Here is a 19591-nt window from a genome sequence, read left to right as displayed (position 1 = left end):
AAACACCTCTACAAAAAAATAGGAAGTTGGTTGCCCAAATTCCTATATATTATATCAAAAATCTTATTAACTTGTTGATTGAACGTCTTTATTATCCGTAAATAAATTAATACCTACTTCTGTATCTTCTACATAATTCATCTGCTTATTACTATAAATCACTTGCGCCATGTAAAAATCACCGATACATGCTGCACCATGAAAAGCAAATACATAAATAATAGAAGTGACTTGAAGCCATAATAATACAATTAATAATCCTATACTAATTAAAACAAATGGTGCTAATAATATGATATAAAATTGTTTTCTTGTAAAAATAGCATGTGGCATCGTTGCATAAAACATGCCTTTCATATATCCATATTTAACCTTTCCCTTTGGGTTAAATATTTTAAAACAAATACCGTGTATTAACTCATGGATAAACACTAATATAATTAAACCAACTAACCCGACTATAATATTTCTTACAAAGCCTTCTTCATAAATATATATGATATTCGCAATTAACTTAAAACTAATTAATATTAATGAAAGAAATAAAACAAATTGTAAAAGTGCTAACCTTTTTAATACAGATATATTGTTAACTAAGTCAATTTTAAGCATCCAATACCCCCGTGAAACCATTTCTTAATAACCTTTACATAATGATTATAAAATATAAATTCAATTTATACTAATGATTTTATGCTCGGTTTGAATTATGAATTTAATTGACTTAGTGAAACTTTATACATCTTATCATCATTTTGAGAAGGATTACCCCTACCATCTGTATTATTACTTACAAAATACAAATCATCATTTACAATGTAAACATCTCTAATTCTTCCATATTTAGTCGCCACTTTTTTCATTTCATCTTTTTCTACATCAAATTTCATAATACCTTCTCCACGCAACGCAGCTGAATAAATGATACCGTCTTTAAATGCGATGCCTGAAGGTGCCCATGTATCATCTGATCCTGAAGTAAATATCGGTGTTTCCATATTATTATTTTCTTCATTGCCTTCAATCACTGGCCAACCGTAATTATGACCTTCTTTAATCTCATTTATTTCATCATTAGCCTGATTACCATGTTCACTCGCATACATCTGTCCATCAGGGGTCCATACAATTCCTTGTAGATTTCTGTGACCATAACTATAAACATATGAATTAGAAATCGGATTATCTTTAGGCTTACTACCATCAAGATTAATTCTTAAAATTTTACCACCTAAAGTATCTTTATCTTGTGCATTTTGTTCGTCTGAAGCATCTCCAGTTGTCGCGTATAATTTATCATCCGGTCCAATTTTTAAACGACCACCATGATGATATTGACCACTCGGAATTTTATCAATTAATACCTCTTCTTCTTTCCACGTATCATTTTCTAATTTTAATTTTACGATACGATTAAACTGGCCATTATCTTCATATGTGTAATACGCATATGCTTCTTGAGAATCTTTAAAATCAGGTGCAAGAACGAATCCTAATAAACCCGCTTCAGCAGCTGTAGAAATTTCCTTATCTAAATCCACTTGTTGCTCATTCTTTTTATTGCCATCGATTTTAATAATTTTGCCAGGACGTTCTGATAAATAAAACACATCATTTGATTTCGCAATACTCCACGGTGTATCTAAACCTTGAGCTACCGTTTCAATACCTTTAGTCTCTTTACGATCTTGGTTGTCATCTGACTGACTCTGTTCATGTTCCATTTCATTCTGAGTTTGCTTACCTTTATCTTCAGTTTCATCACGCGAATCATTACTACAAGCAGATAAAATAAAACTAGCAGAAATTGCACTAATCATTAGTCGTTTCATAAACAACCCTCCTTACATTATTTATACAGTTGTAAACACTTTCACACAAACATAACGCTCAAAAACCCAAGCCAACGTATAAGTTGGCTTGGGTTTTTGGTGAATTCTATTCTTTTATTTTTTCGATTAATGCTACTGTTTCGACATGTGTTGTATGTGGAAACATATCCACTGGTGTGATTTCTTTTAGTTGATAACCGCTATTTTTCAACAATTCTACATCTCTCACCTGTGTTGCTGGGTTACATGAAATATACACGATTCTTTTTGGTGATAATTCGATTAATGTTTCAATAAATGTTTGATCGCATCCTTTTCTTGGTGGATCGACCATTACAACTTCTGGTTTAATACCTTCTTGTTGCCATTTTAAGATAATTTCTTCTGCTTTTCCTGCTTCCCATGTCGCATTGTCTATATGGTTGATTTGCGCATTTTCTTTTGCGTTTTCTATAGCTTGTTCTACGACTTCCACGCCATAAACGTGTTTTGCTTTTTGTGACATGTATGAACCGATTGTCCCAATACCACAATACGCATCAATGACAGTTTCTTCTCCATCTAATTGTGCATATTCTAGCGCTTTATGATAAAGTTTTTCTGTTTGTGTTGGATTGATTTGATAGAAAGAAGTGTCGGATATTTTAAATTCATATTCAGAAAGTTTATCTGTAATTGTATCTTTCCCGTATAAAGTATGTGACGTATGTCCCATAATAACATTTGATTTTTCTAAATTAATATTATGTTTAATGCTGACCACATTTTCAAATTCTGTTTGTATAAAATCAATAATTTTATTTTTATGGCTAAGTTGTTTACTATTCGTCACGAATATAACCATTGTTTCTCCAGTATAATAACCAGTTCTCAAGATGATATGTCTTAATTCACCTTTATGCTTTTGTTCATTATAAATACTGATGTTTGTTTCATCTAAAAGTTTCTTAAGTTTCTTCATAATTAAATCATGCTTTTCATCTTGAATCATGCAATGATCTATATTCACAATATCGTGACTTCTTTGTCTATAGAATCCTAGTTCAATTTCACCAGATTTATTTTTCCCCACTGGTATTTGGGATTTATTACGATAATGCCAAGGATTTTCCATGCCAACTGTATCGTGAATAATTGTATCTTCAAAATGTGATTTTCTCTTGAATAGATTAATCACTTGTTCTTTTTTCATTTCTAATTGCGCATTGTAACTTAAATGTTGAAGTTGACATCCACCACAAACTTTATAATATTCACATGGTGGTTCAATTCTGTCCTTTGATGCTTCTTCAATGGAGATTAATTTACCAATAGCAAATTGCTTTTTCACTTTGATGACTTTAAATGAAATGGTTTCATCTTTAATTGCATTTGGTACGAAAATTGGATAACGATCGAATTTTACAACACCATGCCCTTCATGTGTAAAATCGATAACCTCTCCAGTATATATTTCATTCTTATTTACGACTCCTGCCATATTAACTCCCTCTTTCACGATAAACATAGAAAAAAGGGACAAAATAATGTCCCTATGTATTTATTCTTCTGTTTGTTCTTCGTGTAGTCTTTCTCGTTCTCTTTCTACTGTTTCAATTCCGTGCTCTCTCTTAACCCTTTCAAGTTTAGAAAAGACTTGTATATGTTGTTTTAAGTTTAAGAAATTAGCAGGTAATACGCCACCAAATTCACCATCAACATTTAATTGAATTTGCTCAAATGATGAGACATTAATTGTTTTAGCTTTTGTGTAATGTACTTTCGGATGATTGATATGATCACCTCTAGAAGCCAATGTCATAATATGTCCAAGTTCTGCTATATTCACTTTCTCTAATATAAGCAAAGTAAAATTACCATCATTAATATCAGCATCTGGTACAAGCTTTTCAAAGCCGCCTATTGAATTCGTTAAGCCAATTAAAAACATCATCGCTTCGCCTTGGAATACATTACCATCATATTCGATACGTATATCAGTCGCTTTAATTTGTGGTAACATCTCTAAGCCTTTAATGTAATAAGCGAGTGGTCCAACCATTGTTTTCAATTTACTTGGCGCTTCATAAGAAACTTCTGTTATTTTACCGCCACCAGCAATGTTAATAAAATAGCGATTGTTCATTTTACCAACATCTACAGGTACAAGATCACCTTTGATGATTGTATCTACAGCTTCCATTATATTGTTTGGAATAAGAAGTGCTCTACCAAAATCGTTAACTGTCCCCATAGGAATTAACCCTAGTTTAGGTCGCTTCTTTGCTTCTGCTATACCATTGATAACTTCATTTAAAGTACCATCTCCACCAGCAGCAATGATTACATCATAATCATATTTTAGAGCTTCCCTAGCAGCATGTGTCGCATCTCCAGCACTTGTTGTAGCATGAGCGCTTGTCTCATAACCAGCCTGTTCTAACTTAATTAATACATCAGGTAATGCTCTTTTAAATAACTCTCTTCCTGATGTTGGGTTGTAAATGATTCTAGCTTTTTTCTTCATTATGATCCCTCTTGTTTATTCTTATATCTTTATATTAAAGCATATACTAAATATAAGAAAGCAAAAAATAATTAGCGTCTTTTCGTTCCAAATATATTACGTACTATTTCTCTACCAATTTGTCTTCCAACTGTTGATAAGAATTTAGATGTTTCTTTTTGGAATTGTGAAGGTTTTTCTTTCTTCTTAGATGTTGTTTCTTTCTTAGTTGACTGTGATTTCTTAGTTTTTTGTTCTTCTTCAGGTTGCTTTTCAATCTTATTTTGTAACATTTCATATGCACTTTCACGATCAAATGTTTCTTTATACGTTTCATTTAATGGTGCATTATCAATTAAATCTTTTTTAACAGATTCATCGATTACACCAATTTTACTTTCAGGTGGACGAATAAATGCGCGTTCAACAACATTTGGTTGGCCTTCATCATTTAAGAATGAAATCAATGCTTCCCCTGTTTTCAATTCTCCGATTACTTGAGCAGTGTCAAAGCTTTCATTTTGACGGAAAGTTTGTGCAGCACTTTTAATCGCTTTTTGATCTTTAGGTGTGTAACTTCTAAGTGCATGTTGCACTCTATTACCTAGTTGTCCAAGCACTGATTCTGGAATATCAATTGGATTTTGAGTTACGAAATAAATACCTACACCTTTAGATCGGATTAAACGTACAACTTGTTCAACTTTTTCAATTAACTCTTTTGAACTATCATTAAATAAAAGATGAGCTTCATCAAAGAAGAAGACAATTTTTGGTTTTTCAGGATCGCCTACTTCTGGAAGACTTTCAAATAACTCCGATAATAACCATAATAAGAACGTTGCATATAATTTAGGCTTTTGATATAAAACAGATGCATCAAGTACATTGATCATACCTCTGCCTGATTCATCAAACTTAATAAAATCTTCTAATTGTAACGCAGGTTCTCCGAAGAATGTTTCAGCACCTTCAGATTCTAATCTTAATAATGCACGCTGAATTGCACCAATTGATGCAGAAGAAATATTTCCATACTTTTCAGCATACTCTGCTCTATTTTCATTAATTTCTTTTAAAAGTGCTTTAAAATCTTTCATATCAATTAGAAGCAGACCACTTTCATCAGCAACTTTAAATACAATATCTAACACACCTAATTGAGTATTATTTAAATCTAATAATTTACCGATTAATAGTGGACCCATTTCTGTAATTGTTGTACGAACAGGTACACCCGTTTTTTGAAATACATCAAACAACGTTACAGGAAAAGCATTATTTTTGTAATCGTCAATTTTCATCATATCAATACGTTCTTGAATCTTATCATTGATAGAGGCAGCCTCTGCAATACTTGAGATGTCCCCTTTAACATCTGACATAAAGACTGGAACACCAGCTTTAGAAAATTGTTCAGCCAATACTTTTAAAGTAATTGTTTTACCAGTACCAGTAGCACCAGCAATCAAGCCATGTCTATTAGCTTGGCCTAACTCTAAATTGATTTCATTTTCATTTTTAGCTATTTTAATTTGTGTCATATGTAGTTACTCCTCCATCATCATTATGATTTAATACTATTGTACTTCAACACACCAACCATGCAAGTAATTAGATATAGAATTTGCAATTTAATAAGATCAAGAATTAATGGAGGTGTATCTTCCATTATTCTGAATTCTGGTAATTAGGTGGGCGCTCTCTTACGGACATTTCTCAGAATTCTGTCCCTAACAGCCACGCCACCATCTCATTCAACAAAAAAATCTCGTCACGAGTACTTCACTCTGTGACGAGATTTTCATAATATTTATTATCTTTTTTCTAATTCTGATTTTAGTAATTGGTTCACGATTTGTGGGTTTGCTTGGCCTTTTGAAATTTTCATAATTTGACCTACTAAGAAGCCCATCGCTTTGCCTTTACCATTTTTGAAGTCTTCTACTGATTGTGGATTATTGTCTAACGCTTCTGTAACGAATCCTAATAGTGTTGCTTCATCAGATATTTGTACAAGACCTTTGTCTTTCATAATTTGATGTGCGTCTCCACCGTTTTCAGCTAATTCAGGGAATACTTTCTTAGCAATTTTACTACTCATTGTGCCATCTTCAATAAGTTTAATCATACCTGCTAAGTTTTCTGGTGTTAATGCAGTATCTTGTAATTCGATTTGATTTTTATTTAAGTATTCATTAACGCCACCCATTAACCAGTTAGATGTTAATTTAACGTCTGCACCATGTTCAATTGCTGCTTCAAAGAAATCTGACATTTCTTTAGTTAATGTTAATACATGTGCATCATAAGCTGGTAATCCTAATTCATTAACATAACGTTCTTTACGTACGTCTGGTAAATCTGGGATTGTTTGACGTACACGTTCTTTCCACTCATCATCAACATATAATGGTACTAAATCTGGCTCTGGGAAGTAACGATAGTCATCTGAACCTTCTTTAACACGCATTAAAATTGTTTCACCTGTTGATTCGTTGAAACGACGTGTTTCTTGTAAAATTTCGCCACCAGCTAATAATACTTCTGCTTGGCGTTTTTCTTCATGTTCAAGACCTTTACGGACATAGTTAAATGAGTTTAAGTTTTTAAGCTCAGCTTTTGTACCGAATTCTTCTTGACCATATGGACGTAATGAAATGTTGGCATCACAACGTAATGAACCTTCTTCCATTTTACAATCTGATACGCCTGTATATTGAATAATTGCACGTAATTTTTCTAAGTAAGCATATGCTTCTTTAGGAGAACGAATATCAGGTTCAGAAACGATTTCGATTAAAGGTGTTCCTTGACGGTTTAAATCAACTAAAGAATATCCATCTTTATGTGTTAATTTCCCTGCATCTTCTTCCATGTGTAAACGTGTGATACCAATACGTTTAGTTTCTCCATCTACTTCAATATCAATCCAACCATTTTCACCAATTGGTTGATCGAATTGAGAAATTTGATAAGCTTTTGGATTATCTGGGTAGAAATAGTTTTTTCTATCAAATTTAGATTCTTTCGCAATATCCATATTTAATGCCATTGCAGCACGCATAGCCCAATCAACAGCTGTCTTGTTTACAACTGGTAATACGCCTGGATATGCTAAGTCAATAACGTTTGTATTTGTATTAGGTTCCGCACCGAAATGAGCGGGTGATGGTGAAAACATTTTTGATTCTGTTTTTAATTCGACGTGAACTTCTAAGCCGATAATTGTTTCAAAATGCATTCAGTTTCACACTCCTTGTAAAGTTTTATAGTCATCATGTAAGTTATATTGTGTTTCATATTGATAAGCAACTTTGTATATCGTTTTTTCATCGAATGGTTTACCAACAATTTGTAAACCAATTGGACGACCATTTGATTTACCACAAGGAATAGAGATTGATGGTACACCTGCTAAGTTAACTGGAATCGTTAAAATATCATTAGCGTACATTGTTAATGGATCATCAATTTGTTCACCAATATTGAATGCTGTCGTTGGTGCAGTTGGTCCTACGATAACATCATAGTCTTCAAATACTTTTTCGAAGTCTTGTTTGATTAATGTACGAACTTTTTGAGCTTTTTTGTAGTAAGCATCGTAATAACCAGAACTTAATGCGAATGTTCCAAGCATAATACGACGTTTAACTTCATCTCCAAAGCCTTCACCACGAGATTTTTTGTATAGTTCTTCTAGTGTATTTGCTGATTTTGAATGATAACCATAACGGATACCATCAAATCTAGCTAAGTTAGCTGATGCTTCAGAAGATGCAATAATATAGTAACTTGCTACACCGTATTTAGTATTTGGTAATGATACGCGATCAACTGTAGCACCTAAAGATTCTAAAGTTTTAACCGCTTCATTTACTGAATTCTTAACTTCTTCAGATACACCAGAGCCAATGAACTCTTCTGGTACAGCTACTTTTAAGCCTTTAATATCTTTACCAATTTCAGACGTAAAGTCTACATCTTCAATCGGAGCACTTGTTGAATCTTGTGCGTCATGTCCAGAAATCGTTTCTAAAATTAACGCATTATCTTTAACACTACGTGTAATAGGTCCAATTTGATCTAATGAAGAAGCAAATGCTACTAGACCAAAACGAGATACACGACCATATGTAGGTTTCATACCAACAACACCACAGTATGATGCTGGTTGACGGATTGAACCACCAGTATCTGAACCTAATGCAAATGGTACTAAGCTTGCTGCAACAGCTGCTGCTGAACCACCTGATGAACCACCTGGTACGGCTTTATGGTCAAATGGATTAACAGTTGTCTTGAAATAAGAGTTCTCATTTGAACCACCCATTGCAAATTCATCCATGTTAAGTTTACCAACTAAAATACCATTTTCAGCATTTAATTTATTCATAACTGTTGATTCATATATAGGAATAAAGCCTTCTAACATTTTACTTGCACATGTAGTTTCTACACCTTCAGTAATAATATTGTCTTTGATACCCATCGGAATACCAAATAGCTTACCTTCCATTTTACCTTCAGCTTGTAATTTATCTTGTTCTTCAGCTTTTTTAATTGCTTGTTCTTTATCTAAAGCTAAGAATGCTTTAATATTTGCGTCGTTTGCTTCTATCGCATCAAAAATATCTCTAACAATTTCAGATGGCTTAATTTCATTATTTTTAATCATTTCTGATAAACGTTCAATTGTTTCATAACGAATTGTCATGCTTTAGTCCTCCTCGTTCATAATTGCTGGAACTTTAAATTGCCCCGCTTCTTTTTCTTTCGCATTAAGTAATGCTTGTTCTTGAGGAATTCCTGATTCACTCTTATCTTCTCTTAGAACATTTTGTAAGTCTAATACGTGGAATGTTGGTTCAACATTTTCAGTATCAACTTCATCTAATTGTCCTGCAAAGTTTAAGATCTTTTCTAAAGATTGTGTGAATTCATTGACTTCGTCTTGTGAAACTTCAAGTCTAGCTAAATTAGCAACATGTTCAACTTGTTCAGATGTTACCTTCGTCATGTGCGACGCCTCCTTAGTTAATCTAACATCATATAATTTTAACAAATTTTCATATAAAAATCTAAAGTTATTAAAAATTAACTACATGAAAGCGCATACATTGTGTATAATAAATTATCAGAATTTTTTCTGAATTTTATGTCAATGAGTGAGAGGTGGTTTTTCATGTTTATACTTGGAAATACTTTTAAGAATGTTAAAGTCGAAACTTCTTGGGAAACATATGTCATGATTGCTATTTATTTTGCCATTTTATTAGCAATTGGATTTTATGCTTACAAACGTTCGACAAGTACGCTTGATGAATATATGTTAGGCGGCAGAGATTTAGGTGCACTTGTTACTGCCCTATCAGCAGGTGCTTCAGACATGAGTGGTTGGATGATTATGGGCTTGCCGGGATCTGTATATAGTATCGGTCTATCAGCAACTTGGATTGCGATTGGACTTACAATTGGTGCTTGGCTTAATTACATACTCGTCGCTTCACGTTTGAGAATTTATACTGAACTGACTGATAACGCTATTACTTTACCTGACTTTTTTGAAAAAAGATTATCCGATCATACAAGAATCGTTAAAGTCATTTCGGGGTTAGTTATCGTTGTATTCTTTACGCTATACACACATTCTGGAATGGTAGCTGGTGGCGTACTATTTAATAGTGCATTTGGACTAGATTACCATGTTGGTTTATTTATAGCCGCTAGTATTGTTATTTTGTATACACTTTTCGGCGGTTATTTAGCTGTATCATTAACGGACTTCTTCCAAGGTGTCATTATGATCTTAGCATTGGTATTAGTACCTATCGTTGCGTTATTAAAGTTAAATGGTCTAGACACGTTTAGTGAAGTTGGTGATTTAAAACCTACGAATTTAGATTGGTTCAAAGGTACAACAACAGTTGGTATCATCAGTTTACTTGCTTGGGGATTAGGTTACTTCGGTCAACCACATATTATAGTACGTTTTATGTCTATCAAAACGCATAAACTAATGCCTAGAGCACGTAGAATTGGTATTTCATGGATGGCAATTTCTTTATTAGGTGCTTGTGTGACAGGATTAATTGGTATTGCTTTTGTTGAACACACTAATATAGAAGTTAAAAACCCAGAAACAATCTTTATCGTGATGAGTCAAATTTTATTCCATCCACTCATTGCAGGGTTCATCTTAGCAGCAATTTTAGCTGCGATTATGAGTACAATTTCATCACAGCTTCTTGTGACATCTAGTGCATTAACACAAGACTTTTACATGTTATTGCGCAGAAAAACGTTACAAGATAAAAGTCATGAAAAGGAATTTGTTCTTGTAGGACGCTTATCTGTTTTACTTGTATCAATCGTTGCGATGTACATCGCGTGGAATCCAAATGATACAATTTTAAATTTAGTTGGTAATGCTTGGGCTGGATTTGGCGCAGCATTTGGACCTTTAGTTTTATTATCACTATATTGGAAACGTCTAACTAAATACGGCGCGATTGCAGGAATTTTGACTGGTTCATTAGTCGTTATTTTCTGGATACTCATGAAAGATCATGGTGGCATTTTTGAATTTTATGAAATCATACCTGGATTTATTTCAAGTATAATCGTAACAGTTATTGTCAGCTTAATGACAAAACCACCTGTTGAATATGACCTTAAAAAGTTTGATGAAATGGAACAAATTTTAAAAAGCTAAAAATTTTTAAAAAAGTTTACATCGTAATTTTATGAGCAAAATAAGTCATATGCATATCCTTTGTAAACATTTACACCGCAAGGCATAGAGCAATATTAAATATGAACAAATTGTGACATCATTCTATATAAATGATAAACTGAATATACGGATAATTTACTTTTTACCCTTTGATTATTATTTCATTTGTGTATAATGGTCAACGTGCAACTTTAAAATACATAAAAATAAAGGAGCGGGATTATGTTTATTTTAGGACAAATTGATGCGAGTGCTGGAGTTGCTTCAGGCTGGCAAACTTATTTCATGATTATAGTCTATTTTGTTGTTCTATTAGCAATTGGTTATTATGCTTATAAACAATCAACAAGCAATTTAGATGAGTACATGTTAGGTGGCCGTAGTATAGGTCCTTATGTAACAGCATTATCCGCTGGTGCATCCGATATGAGTGGTTGGATGATTATGGGACTTCCTGGTGAAGTTTACAGTATTGGATTATCAGCAACTTGGCTTGCTATCGGTTTAACAGTAGGTGCATGGTTAAATTACATATTAGTCGCACCGAAATTACGTGTATATACTGAACATACTGGAAATGTTATTACTATTCCAGACTTCTTCGAGAAACGTGTTGCAGATAATACACATGCTTTAAAAATTATTTCAGGTATTATCATTGTAGTATTCTTTACGCTATATACTTCAGTTGGTATGGTATCAGGTGGTACTTTATTCGAAAGTGCATTCGGTATGGATTATCGTCTTGGTATTATCTTAACTGGTGGTATCGTTGTATTATATACATTCTTCGGAGGATATTTAGCTGTTTCTCTAACAGACTTCTTCCAAGGTGTGATCATGTTAATAGCGATGGTTATGGTACCTATCGCAGCATTATTAACATTAAACGGGTTAGATACTTTCCACACTGTAGCAGAAGTTAAACCAACTAACTTAGATTGGTTTAAAGGAACTTCAGTTGTAAGTATTATAGGATTAATTGCATGGGGACTTGGTTATTTTGGACAACCACATATTATCGTAAGATTTATGTCTATTAAATCACATAAACAATTACCAACAGCAAGAAGATTCGGTATTGGTTGGATGGCTATTTCATTATTAGGTGCATGTTTAGTTGGTTTAACTGGTATTGCATACATTCATGATACGAGCCAAACAATTGATAACCCAGAAACAATCTTTATCTTAATGAGTCAAGTGTTATTCCACCCATTAGTTGGCGGGTTCTTCTTAGCAGCAATTTTAGCAGCTATTATGAGTACAATTTCATCTCAATTACTCGTTACATCAAGTGCTTTAACACAAGACTTCTATAAAATCATAACTAAAAAACGTGGTTATGAGCCAAATAGAGATAAAGAATTTGTTATGGTAGGTAGATTTGCAGTATTAGCTGTAGCAGTCGTGGCAATATTACTTGCTTGGACTCCAAACGACACTATCCTTAACCTTGTAGGTAATGCTTGGGCAGGATTCGGTGCAGCATTTGGACCACTTGTATTAATGTCATTATACTGGAAAGGCTTAACGAAAAACGGTGCAATCGCAGGTATGGTTACGTCTTCAATCGTCGTACTATTCTGGATTATGATGAAAAGTCATGGCGGTATTTTCGAATTATACGAAATTATCCCAGGATTCTTCACAAACATCGTCGTTACAGTTATTGTAAGTTCATTTACTAAAAAACCAGACAAAGAAGTTATCGATAACTTAGATCGTATGAAACGTATATTAAAAGAAGATTAATATGGAAGAGGGAGCGGGACAGAAATCTAATTTATATAAAAAGATTTCGTAGTCCCGCCCCGGCAAGGATGACTAGAGTTGAAAAAAGCTTGGTACTAGCGCATTTTCAATTCAGACATCTACTGCCAAGATACTAAAAGAGTCTGAGACATTACATTATGTCCAGACTCTTTTCTTATGGAAAAATAGCTGTATATATGGGGGCTATGTTGCTTGTTTGGAGTGTCTTGCAACATACGAGTGTTCTATGTTGCTTGTTTGGGCAGTCTTGCAATATAGGAGAGCTCTATGTTGCTTGTTTGGGCAGTCTTGCAATATACGAGTGTTCTATGTTGCTTGTTTGAATAGTCTTGCAATATACGAGTGTTCTATGTTGCTAGATTGGACAGTCTTGCAATATACGAGAGCTCTATGTTGCTTGTTTGGGCAGTCTTGATAAATACAAAGCTCATATTTATCTTGTTTAGTCAGTCTTGATAAATACGAGGTCCTCCAACATTGCTTGTCGCACCCCACTTGCAATGTTCAAACCCATATTTCTGAAAATACGAAAAGAGTCTGGAACATTTCTGTTCCAGACTCTCTTTTTAATTATTTATAAATATGAATTTGTGGTTCGTCATCATCTTTAGTCTTTGTAATTAGTGCTTGTGGTTCTTCTCCGTCTACGATAGAGATTTCTAAATCATCTATACCTTTAAAGTATTTTTGAGATAGGTCTGCTACGTACTGAGTCACACCAATTACTTCTGCTTTTCCATAATAATCAAGTGGTACTTTTATTTCTAGTTCTGTCAGTTTATCGTCATCAAATTTACCTGTTCCTACTGATTGTGTAAAGTTAGGGAAGTATTTTTGTAAGTCTTGATTGAACTGTTCAAAATTAGAATTTAAATTTCCATCTAAATCTGCTGCATCGTTTGATGGGATTGTGACATATTTTTGGTTCATTTTTTCCCAACTTTTAACGTTACGCTTACCGCCTTCACTAGAAGCATAAGAAACGAATTTACCTGGTTTGATGTCACCTTCTCCAGATTGTATGAATATACCGAAGTTAATTGGAATATTTTTAAGGTCATCTCTTACACGAAGACGTGAAAGGATTTCTTCAGCCATCTCTTTACCTTTTTTCTCTACTTCTTTGTTATCCAGTTTCTTCGTATATGTTTCACCGTATTCTTCTTTTTGGTAAACATATTCACTATTCATGGCTAAACCAATTGTCATACCAGAAATCTTTTGTTTTTTAGCATCACTTTCTGTGAAGTAATCTTGTTCGATGATATGTGATAAATATGTAGGTGAATTCTCAGCTATTTTTTCAGGATCTGTTTCTCCTTTATGAGTTGGATTCAAACCTAAATTTTCTCTTGCATTATTTTGTTCTTTTTCGTCATCACTCATATCTTTGATTTCTGCTTTAGTATATTTAGGTGCTAAATATGCTCTCACAGTATCTTTATCTAAGAATTGGCCATCTCTGTATAAGTAATCATCAGGTGAAAATGTTTGTTTACTTATATCTAACAATCCACTTTCAAATGCTTCACTGTTATAACTAGAAATCATATTATCTTGTGTTAAACCTCTAGCAGCACTTACTTTAAACGGTAGTAATGTTCGATAATAATCACTGGAAATTTGCATACCTGTAGAAATTTGCTTTGTTTGCTCTTTTTCTTTATCTGATTTATCTTGATTATCTTTTTGGGTAGTATCTGATGAACATGCTGTAAGCAATATTACAGACGCTAAAATAAGAAATCCTTTTTTCATATCTTTAACCTCTATTCATTGATATTACGATATTTGTTTAACCAATCTTCTTCTGACCAAACTTCTATATTTAATTTTTCTGCTTTTTCAAGTTTGGATCCAGCATCTTCACCAGCAATAACAACATCTGTATTTTTAGTGACACTTCCTGTTACTTTTGCACCTAATGATTGGATTACTTTTGTTGCTTCAGGTCTTGTCATCTCTGTCATTTTACCAGTTAAGACGAATGTTTTTCCAGTAAAATCTGGATGACCTTCTATTTCAGATTGCTTAATACCTGTATAAGTCATGTTAACATTTTTCTGTTTAAGTTTATCGATTAATACTTTTATATCATCATTTTCCATATAAGTAACAAGTGATTGAGCCATCTTATGACCCACATCTGGAATTTCAGTTAAATCTTCTATCGTTACTTCGAATAAACGATCAATTGTTTCATATTTTTCAGCTATTACACGACTTGCTTTCGTACCTAAATGTCTTATACCTAAACCAAATAATAAATGTTCAAGTGATTTTTCTTTTGAAGCTTCGATTGCTGTTAATAATTTATGAACTTTCTTCTCACCCATTCTTTCCAATGGTAGTAAATCATCTTTAGTTAAATAATATAAATCCGCAACATCTTTAATTTTATCGTTTTGATAAAGTTGTTCGATGATTTTATCTCCTAAACCGTCGATATTCATTGCTTGTCGTGATACGAAATGAATCATACCTTCTACTAATTGAGCAGAACATTTAGGGTTAATACATCTTAATGCAACTTCACCTTCTATTCTAACCAATTCATGCTCACAACTTGGACAGTGTGTAGGCATATGATAAACTTCACTATCTTCGCTTCTTTCTTCAGCAATACTTTTAACGACTTCAGGTATAATATCACCTGCTTTTTTGATGACAACTTTATCTCCTATACGGATATCTTTTTCATGGATTAAGTCTTCGTTATGTAATGATGCACGAGAAACAGTAGTTCCTGCCACTTTAACAGGCTCTAATATCGCAGTTGGTGTCACAACACCCGTTCTACCTATACTTAATTCTATATCTGTTAATGTAGTTAAGACTTCTTCAGCTGGGAACTTGTACGCAATTGCCCATCTTGGTGATTTCTGAGTAAATCCTAATTCTTCTTGCTGACTTAAATCATCAACTTTAATCACAATGCCATCTATATCATATGATAAATTATTGCGTTGTTCAGTCCACTTACTTATAAAAGATAATACGCCTTCTATATCATCAAAAGTTTCTCTTTCTTTGTTTGTCTTAAAGCCTAGTTCATCTAAATTATTTAATGCCTCTGATTGACTATCCGCTTCAATTTCCGTTAAGTCATTAACGCTATATAAGAAAATATCGAGCTTTCTTTTAGCAGTTAATTTAGAATCAAGCTGTCTTAATGAACCAGCAGCAGCATTTCTAGGATTAGCAAATAGTTGTTCACCGTTTTGTTCTTTTTGTTCATTTAAAGAAACAAAAGATTTTCTTGGCATGTATGCTTCACCACGAACTTCAATAGAAAGAGGTTCTTTAATTGTTAAAGGAATGGCATGGATCGTTTTTAAATTTTCAGTGATATTCTCACCTGTTGTACCGTCTCCACGCGTTAATCCTTGAACAAATCGTCCGTTTAAATACTTTAACGATACCGCTAAACCATCAATTTTTAATTCACATGTGTATCGAACATTGTTTACTTTTTCTCTAACTCGTTGATCAAATCTTCTTAAATCTTCTTCGTTAAAAGCATTACCTAATGACAACATAGGTGTATCATGATTAATTTTTTCAAATTGAGATAACGGTGGTCCACCAACTCTAACTGTTGGTGAATCGTCCGTTTTTAGTTCAGGGTGCTTTTCTTCTATAGAGATTAACTCATGCAATAATTGATCATATTCACTGTCAGGAACAGTTGGATTATCTAACACATGATATTCATGGTTATAACGATGTAACAATTGATGAAGTTCTTTAACTCTTGATTTTAAATCTTCCATAGTTTACTCCCCTTTCTTCTCAATAGGTGCAAATTGTGCTAATAGACGTTTTGGTCCTTCTTTTTTGAAGATGATATCTAATTCAACAGAACCATTTTTATCATTTACGGCACTTACCATTCCTTCACCCCATGATTTATGAGTTACTTTATCCCCAACATTCCATGATGTTTCTGGTTTTTGCTTCGTATTCATACGACCTGCAAAACTACGTTTAGGTGTTGATGTTTGTTTTTGCTTGAATGATGTTTTTGGTTTCACGCCATCCAGTAAATCTTCTGGAATTTCTTTTAAAAATCTTGATTTTAAGTTCGCTTGAGATCTACCAAACAATGTACGAGTTGTCGCATGAGATAAGTGTAACTCTTCTTCAGCTCTCGTAATAGCCACATATGCAATTCGGCGTTCTTCTTCCATTTCGTGTTCTTCACCTGATTGAAGACTTCTAAAGTGTGGAAAAATACTTTCCTCCATACCAATGATAAATACAACTTTGAACTCTAGACCTTTCGCTGAGTGCATTGTCATTAATGTTACACCGGCTTCTAAATCTGCATCATCAACATCTGCAACAAGTGATAAATCTGTTAAGAAGTTCATCAATGATTGCTCTTCAACAGGTGTGTTTTTCTCATAGTCTCTTGGTACTGACAGGAACTCATCAATATTCTCAAGTCTACTTTGTGATTCAATCGTTTGTTCGTTCTCTAACATACGTCTATAACCAGATTTTTCTAATATTTGTTCTACAATTTCAGTTACAGATAAGAACTCTTGCTGTTGCATAAAGTTGTTCATCATTTCATAAAATGCTGCGCCTTCTTCAGTAACTTTTTTAGATAAACCGATAAAATCAACTTCTCCTAAAGCATCAAAGTAACTCAATTGATTCATCGCTGCATATTGAGCAATTTTTTGAACTGATGTCGGTCCAATACCTCTTTTAGGTACGTTAATGATTCTTTCAAAACTGATATCATCATTGCTATTTGAAATTAATCTTAAATAACTTAAAATATCTTTAATTTCTTTCCTGTCATAGAACTTTGTTCCACCAACCATTGTATAAGGAATATTAGATTTCAAGAACGTTTCTTCAAGTACACGTGATTGCGCATTTGTTCGATATAACACGGCTATATCTTGGTTTTTATAGCCTTCTTGTTTTTTCTTTAATATTTGACGAATAACATATTCTGCTTCATCTCTTTCAGTTGTTGCTTCATAATATTTTATCTTTTCGCCTGAGTTATTATCCGTCCATAATGCTTTAGGTTTACGTTCAGCATTATTGCGAATCACTTCGTTTGCTGCAGTTAAAATCGTCTTAGTTGATCTATAGTTACGCTCCAAGAAGATTGTTTGTGCATTTGGATAGTCTTCTTCAAATGATAAAATATTTTTAATGTCTGCCCCTCTCCAACCATAAATAGATTGGTCAGAGTCACCTACGACACATATATTTTCAAATTTACTTGCTAATAAATTAACGAGTGTATATTGTGCTTTGTTAGTATCTTGATATTCGTCGACATGAATATATTGGAATTTATTCTGATAGTACTCCAATACTTCAGGCACTCTATTAAATAATTGAATCGTCATCATGATTAAATCATCAAAGTCCAATGCGTGATTTCTAAGTAATTTTTCTTGGTAGCCTTTGTATACACTAGCGACCATATTGGCATGAAAATCACTTGCTTCTTTTTCAGCATATTCTGCTGTTTTTAATTCATTTTTTAAATTAGAAATCGCACCAATAAATGTTCTTGGGTCATATTTTTTACTGTCTATATTTTGTTTTTTCAATATTTCTTTAATAACTGATTTTTGGTCAGTCGGATCTATAATTGTAAAGTTTCTTTCAATTCCAATACGGTCAATGTCTCTTCTTAAGATTCTTACACACATTGAGTGGAATGTAGATATCCAAATACTTTCAGCTTCAGGACCAACTAAATGGCTAATTCTTTCTTTCATCTCTTTAGCTGCTTTATTAGTAAATGTAATCGCCAAAACATTATAAGGAGAAACATCTTTCTCATCTAATAAATACGCAATTCTATGCGTTAATACTCTCGTTTTACCACTACCTGCACCTGCCATAATCAGTAATGGCCCTTGAGTTGTTTTGACTGCTTGTTTCTGTTCGTCATTCATTCTATCTAACAATGCGTTCATAAAAACCTTCCTTTATTGTTTTACTTTTACTGTTTGTAAAGCTTTTTTCAAATCTTCATAAATGGCATTACCGACTACAATTATGTCAGCATATTCTGCCATTTCTTTCGCTTTTTCTAAATTATCTATACCGCCACCATAAATAAGTTGGGCGTTTTCTAAATGTTCTTTAACAGCTTTAACCTCTTCCACTTTTCCATACTTACCACTGTATTCTAAATAAAAAATAGGTAAATGATAAAGTTTATCCACCATTCTTGCATAACTGATTAAATCTTCTTCATCTAAATCTGTATTCGCACCTGTCAATTGCGCTACTTTACTGTCTTCATTCATGACAACATAGCCTTCTAAGAAAATTTCATCAAAATCCATCATATAGCCATATTCCTTAACAGCTTTTTGAAGCAGACCATTATGGAAGTCAACATTATTACTATTTAAAACACTCGGTACAAAATAAAAATCAAAACCAGGCACAACACTTTCAATATTAGAAATTTCAAGTGCGCAAGGTAGCGGATAACGTCTAATTCTACTCATTAAATTAAGTACATTATCTTCCGTAACATTATCAGTACCGCCAATTATAATAGCATCCGTACCAGATTCACATATTTTCATTAAGTCCTCATCTGATATAGATTTCGCTGGATCTAATTTAAATACGTGACTCCACAAATTTATATCGTACATACTTAAACTCCTTTAATTATCATAAGATTAATTATAGCATTTTTAAGATTAAATTCCGAAATGAAATAGGACAATTATCATAAAAAAAGAAGCGAAAAATTTCGCTTCT

At 33.2% G+C, this 19591-nt stretch carries 14 protein-coding genes; 2 read left to right on the top strand and 12 right to left on the bottom strand.

All coding sequences use genetic code 11. The features are described 5' to 3' along the window. Positions 1-66 precede the first annotated feature (66 nt). The 8 genes from LQ611_RS04305 to gatC form a co-directional block, all read right to left on the bottom strand. Positions 67-612, bottom strand: coding sequence for a DUF3267 domain-containing protein (locus LQ611_RS04305; RefSeq protein ID WP_058591878.1), 546 nt, complete (start codon positions 610-612; stop codon positions 67-69). Positions 613-707: 95 nt separating this feature from the next. Continuing rightward, entirely contained in the window at positions 708-1832 is a 1125-nt protein-coding gene (locus LQ611_RS04300; protein ID WP_119494006.1) for a PQQ-dependent sugar dehydrogenase, read from the bottom strand. A gap of 106 nt (positions 1833-1938) precedes the next feature. Further along, positions 1939-3312 (bottom strand): 23S rRNA (uracil(1939)-C(5))-methyltransferase RlmD, encoded by a 1374-nt coding sequence (gene rlmD, locus LQ611_RS04295; protein WP_103360874.1) that lies wholly within the window; start codon positions 3310-3312, stop codon positions 1939-1941. Between the two features lie 60 nt (positions 3313-3372). Then, on the bottom strand, positions 3373-4338 hold the full coding sequence (locus tag LQ611_RS04290; protein WP_025905139.1) for a diacylglycerol kinase: 966 nt from the start codon (positions 4336-4338) through the stop codon (positions 3373-3375). 71 nt (positions 4339-4409) lie between these two features. Continuing rightward, positions 4410-5861, bottom strand: a complete 1452-nt coding sequence (locus LQ611_RS04285; RefSeq protein ID WP_103360873.1) for a helicase HerA-like domain-containing protein — start codon at positions 5859-5861, stop codon at positions 4410-4412. Between the two features lie 272 nt (positions 5862-6133). Continuing rightward, positions 6134-7561: an Asp-tRNA(Asn)/Glu-tRNA(Gln) amidotransferase subunit GatB gene (gatB, locus tag LQ611_RS04280; protein WP_037590579.1), complete on the bottom strand. Its 1428-nt coding sequence runs from the start codon at positions 7559-7561 to the stop codon at positions 6134-6136. A 6-nt stretch (positions 7562-7567) separates the two neighbouring features. Beyond that, positions 7568-9034, bottom strand: coding sequence for an Asp-tRNA(Asn)/Glu-tRNA(Gln) amidotransferase subunit GatA (gene gatA / locus LQ611_RS04275; RefSeq protein WP_107565481.1), 1467 nt, complete (start codon positions 9032-9034; stop codon positions 7568-7570). Between the two features lie 3 nt (positions 9035-9037). Next, entirely contained in the window at positions 9038-9337 is a 300-nt protein-coding gene (gene gatC / locus LQ611_RS04270; RefSeq protein WP_025905135.1) for an Asp-tRNA(Asn)/Glu-tRNA(Gln) amidotransferase subunit GatC, read from the bottom strand. A gap of 165 nt (positions 9338-9502) precedes the next feature. Here gatC and putP (LQ611_RS04265) point away from each other — a divergent pair, with 165 nt between their 5' ends. Further along, entirely contained in the window at positions 9503-11032 is a 1530-nt protein-coding gene (gene putP, locus LQ611_RS04265; RefSeq protein WP_107565482.1) for a sodium/proline symporter PutP, read from the top strand. A 243-nt stretch (positions 11033-11275) separates the two neighbouring features. Beyond that, positions 11276-12808 (top strand): sodium/proline symporter PutP, encoded by a 1533-nt coding sequence (gene putP, locus LQ611_RS04260; RefSeq protein ID WP_025905133.1) that lies wholly within the window; start codon positions 11276-11278, stop codon positions 12806-12808. A gap of 591 nt (positions 12809-13399) precedes the next feature. On the opposite strand, the gene LQ611_RS04255 is transcribed toward putP (LQ611_RS04260), so the two are convergent. From LQ611_RS04255 to pcrB, 4 genes are read right to left on the bottom strand one after another with little or no spacing between them, the layout of a single operon-like run. Further along, a complete protein-coding gene (locus LQ611_RS04255; RefSeq protein WP_239709363.1) occupies positions 13400-14587 on the bottom strand; it encodes a CamS family sex pheromone protein in 1188 nt (395 codons plus the stop codon). Between the two features lie 11 nt (positions 14588-14598). Beyond that, positions 14599-16602, bottom strand: a complete 2004-nt coding sequence (gene ligA / locus LQ611_RS04250) for an NAD-dependent DNA ligase LigA (RefSeq protein ID WP_025905131.1) — start codon at positions 16600-16602, stop codon at positions 14599-14601. A gap of 3 nt (positions 16603-16605) precedes the next feature. After that, positions 16606-18786: a DNA helicase PcrA gene (gene pcrA, locus LQ611_RS04245; RefSeq protein ID WP_025905130.1), complete on the bottom strand. Its 2181-nt coding sequence runs from the start codon at positions 18784-18786 to the stop codon at positions 16606-16608. Between the two features lie 12 nt (positions 18787-18798). Beyond that, positions 18799-19482, bottom strand: coding sequence for a heptaprenylglyceryl phosphate synthase (gene pcrB, locus LQ611_RS04240; RefSeq protein ID WP_107565484.1), 684 nt, complete (start codon positions 19480-19482; stop codon positions 18799-18801). Positions 19483-19591: the final 109 nt, after the last annotated feature.

The organism is Mammaliicoccus sp. L-M44, from assembly GCF_022386355.1.
GTDB lineage: Bacteria > Bacillota > Bacilli > Staphylococcales > Staphylococcaceae > Mammaliicoccus > Mammaliicoccus sciuri_A.
Note: the sequence above shows the minus strand (reverse complement) of the source record. Positions and strands in the feature narration are given on the sequence as shown.

Bases quoted from the DNA above. Each gene is read 5' to 3' on its own strand.
- LQ611_RS04255 (WP_239709363.1), bottom strand. From the start codon at position 14,587: ATGAAAAAAGGATTTCTTATTTTAGCGTCTGTAATATTGCTTACAGCA.
- gatA (WP_107565481.1), bottom strand. From the start codon at position 9,034: ATGACAATTCGTTATGAAACAATTGAACGTTTATCAGAAATGATTAAA.
- ligA (WP_025905131.1), bottom strand. From the start codon at position 16,602: ATGGAAGATTTAAAATCAAGAGTTAAAGAACTTCATCAATTGTTACAT.
- LQ611_RS04305 (WP_058591878.1), bottom strand. From the start codon at position 612: ATGCTTAAAATTGACTTAGTTAACAATATATCTGTATTAAAAAGGTTA.
- gatB (WP_037590579.1), bottom strand. From the start codon at position 7,561: ATGCATTTTGAAACAATTATCGGCTTAGAAGTTCACGTCGAATTAAAA.
- rlmD (WP_103360874.1), bottom strand. From the start codon at position 3,312: ATGGCAGGAGTCGTAAATAAGAATGAAATATATACTGGAGAGGTTATC.
- putP (WP_025905133.1), top strand. From the start codon at position 11,276: ATGTTTATTTTAGGACAAATTGATGCGAGTGCTGGAGTTGCTTCAGGC.
- putP (WP_107565482.1), top strand. From the start codon at position 9,503: ATGTTTATACTTGGAAATACTTTTAAGAATGTTAAAGTCGAAACTTCT.
- pcrA (WP_025905130.1), bottom strand. From the start codon at position 18,786: ATGAACGCATTGTTAGATAGAATGAATGACGAACAGAAACAAGCAGTC.
- LQ611_RS04300 (WP_119494006.1), bottom strand. From the start codon at position 1,832: ATGAAACGACTAATGATTAGTGCAATTTCTGCTAGTTTTATTTTATCT.
- gatC (WP_025905135.1), bottom strand. From the start codon at position 9,337: ATGACGAAGGTAACATCTGAACAAGTTGAACATGTTGCTAATTTAGCT.
- LQ611_RS04290 (WP_025905139.1), bottom strand. From the start codon at position 4,338: ATGAAGAAAAAAGCTAGAATCATTTACAACCCAACATCAGGAAGAGAG.
- pcrB (WP_107565484.1), bottom strand. From the start codon at position 19,482: ATGTACGATATAAATTTGTGGAGTCACGTATTTAAATTAGATCCAGCG.
- LQ611_RS04285 (WP_103360873.1), bottom strand. From the start codon at position 5,861: ATGACACAAATTAAAATAGCTAAAAATGAAAATGAAATCAATTTAGAG.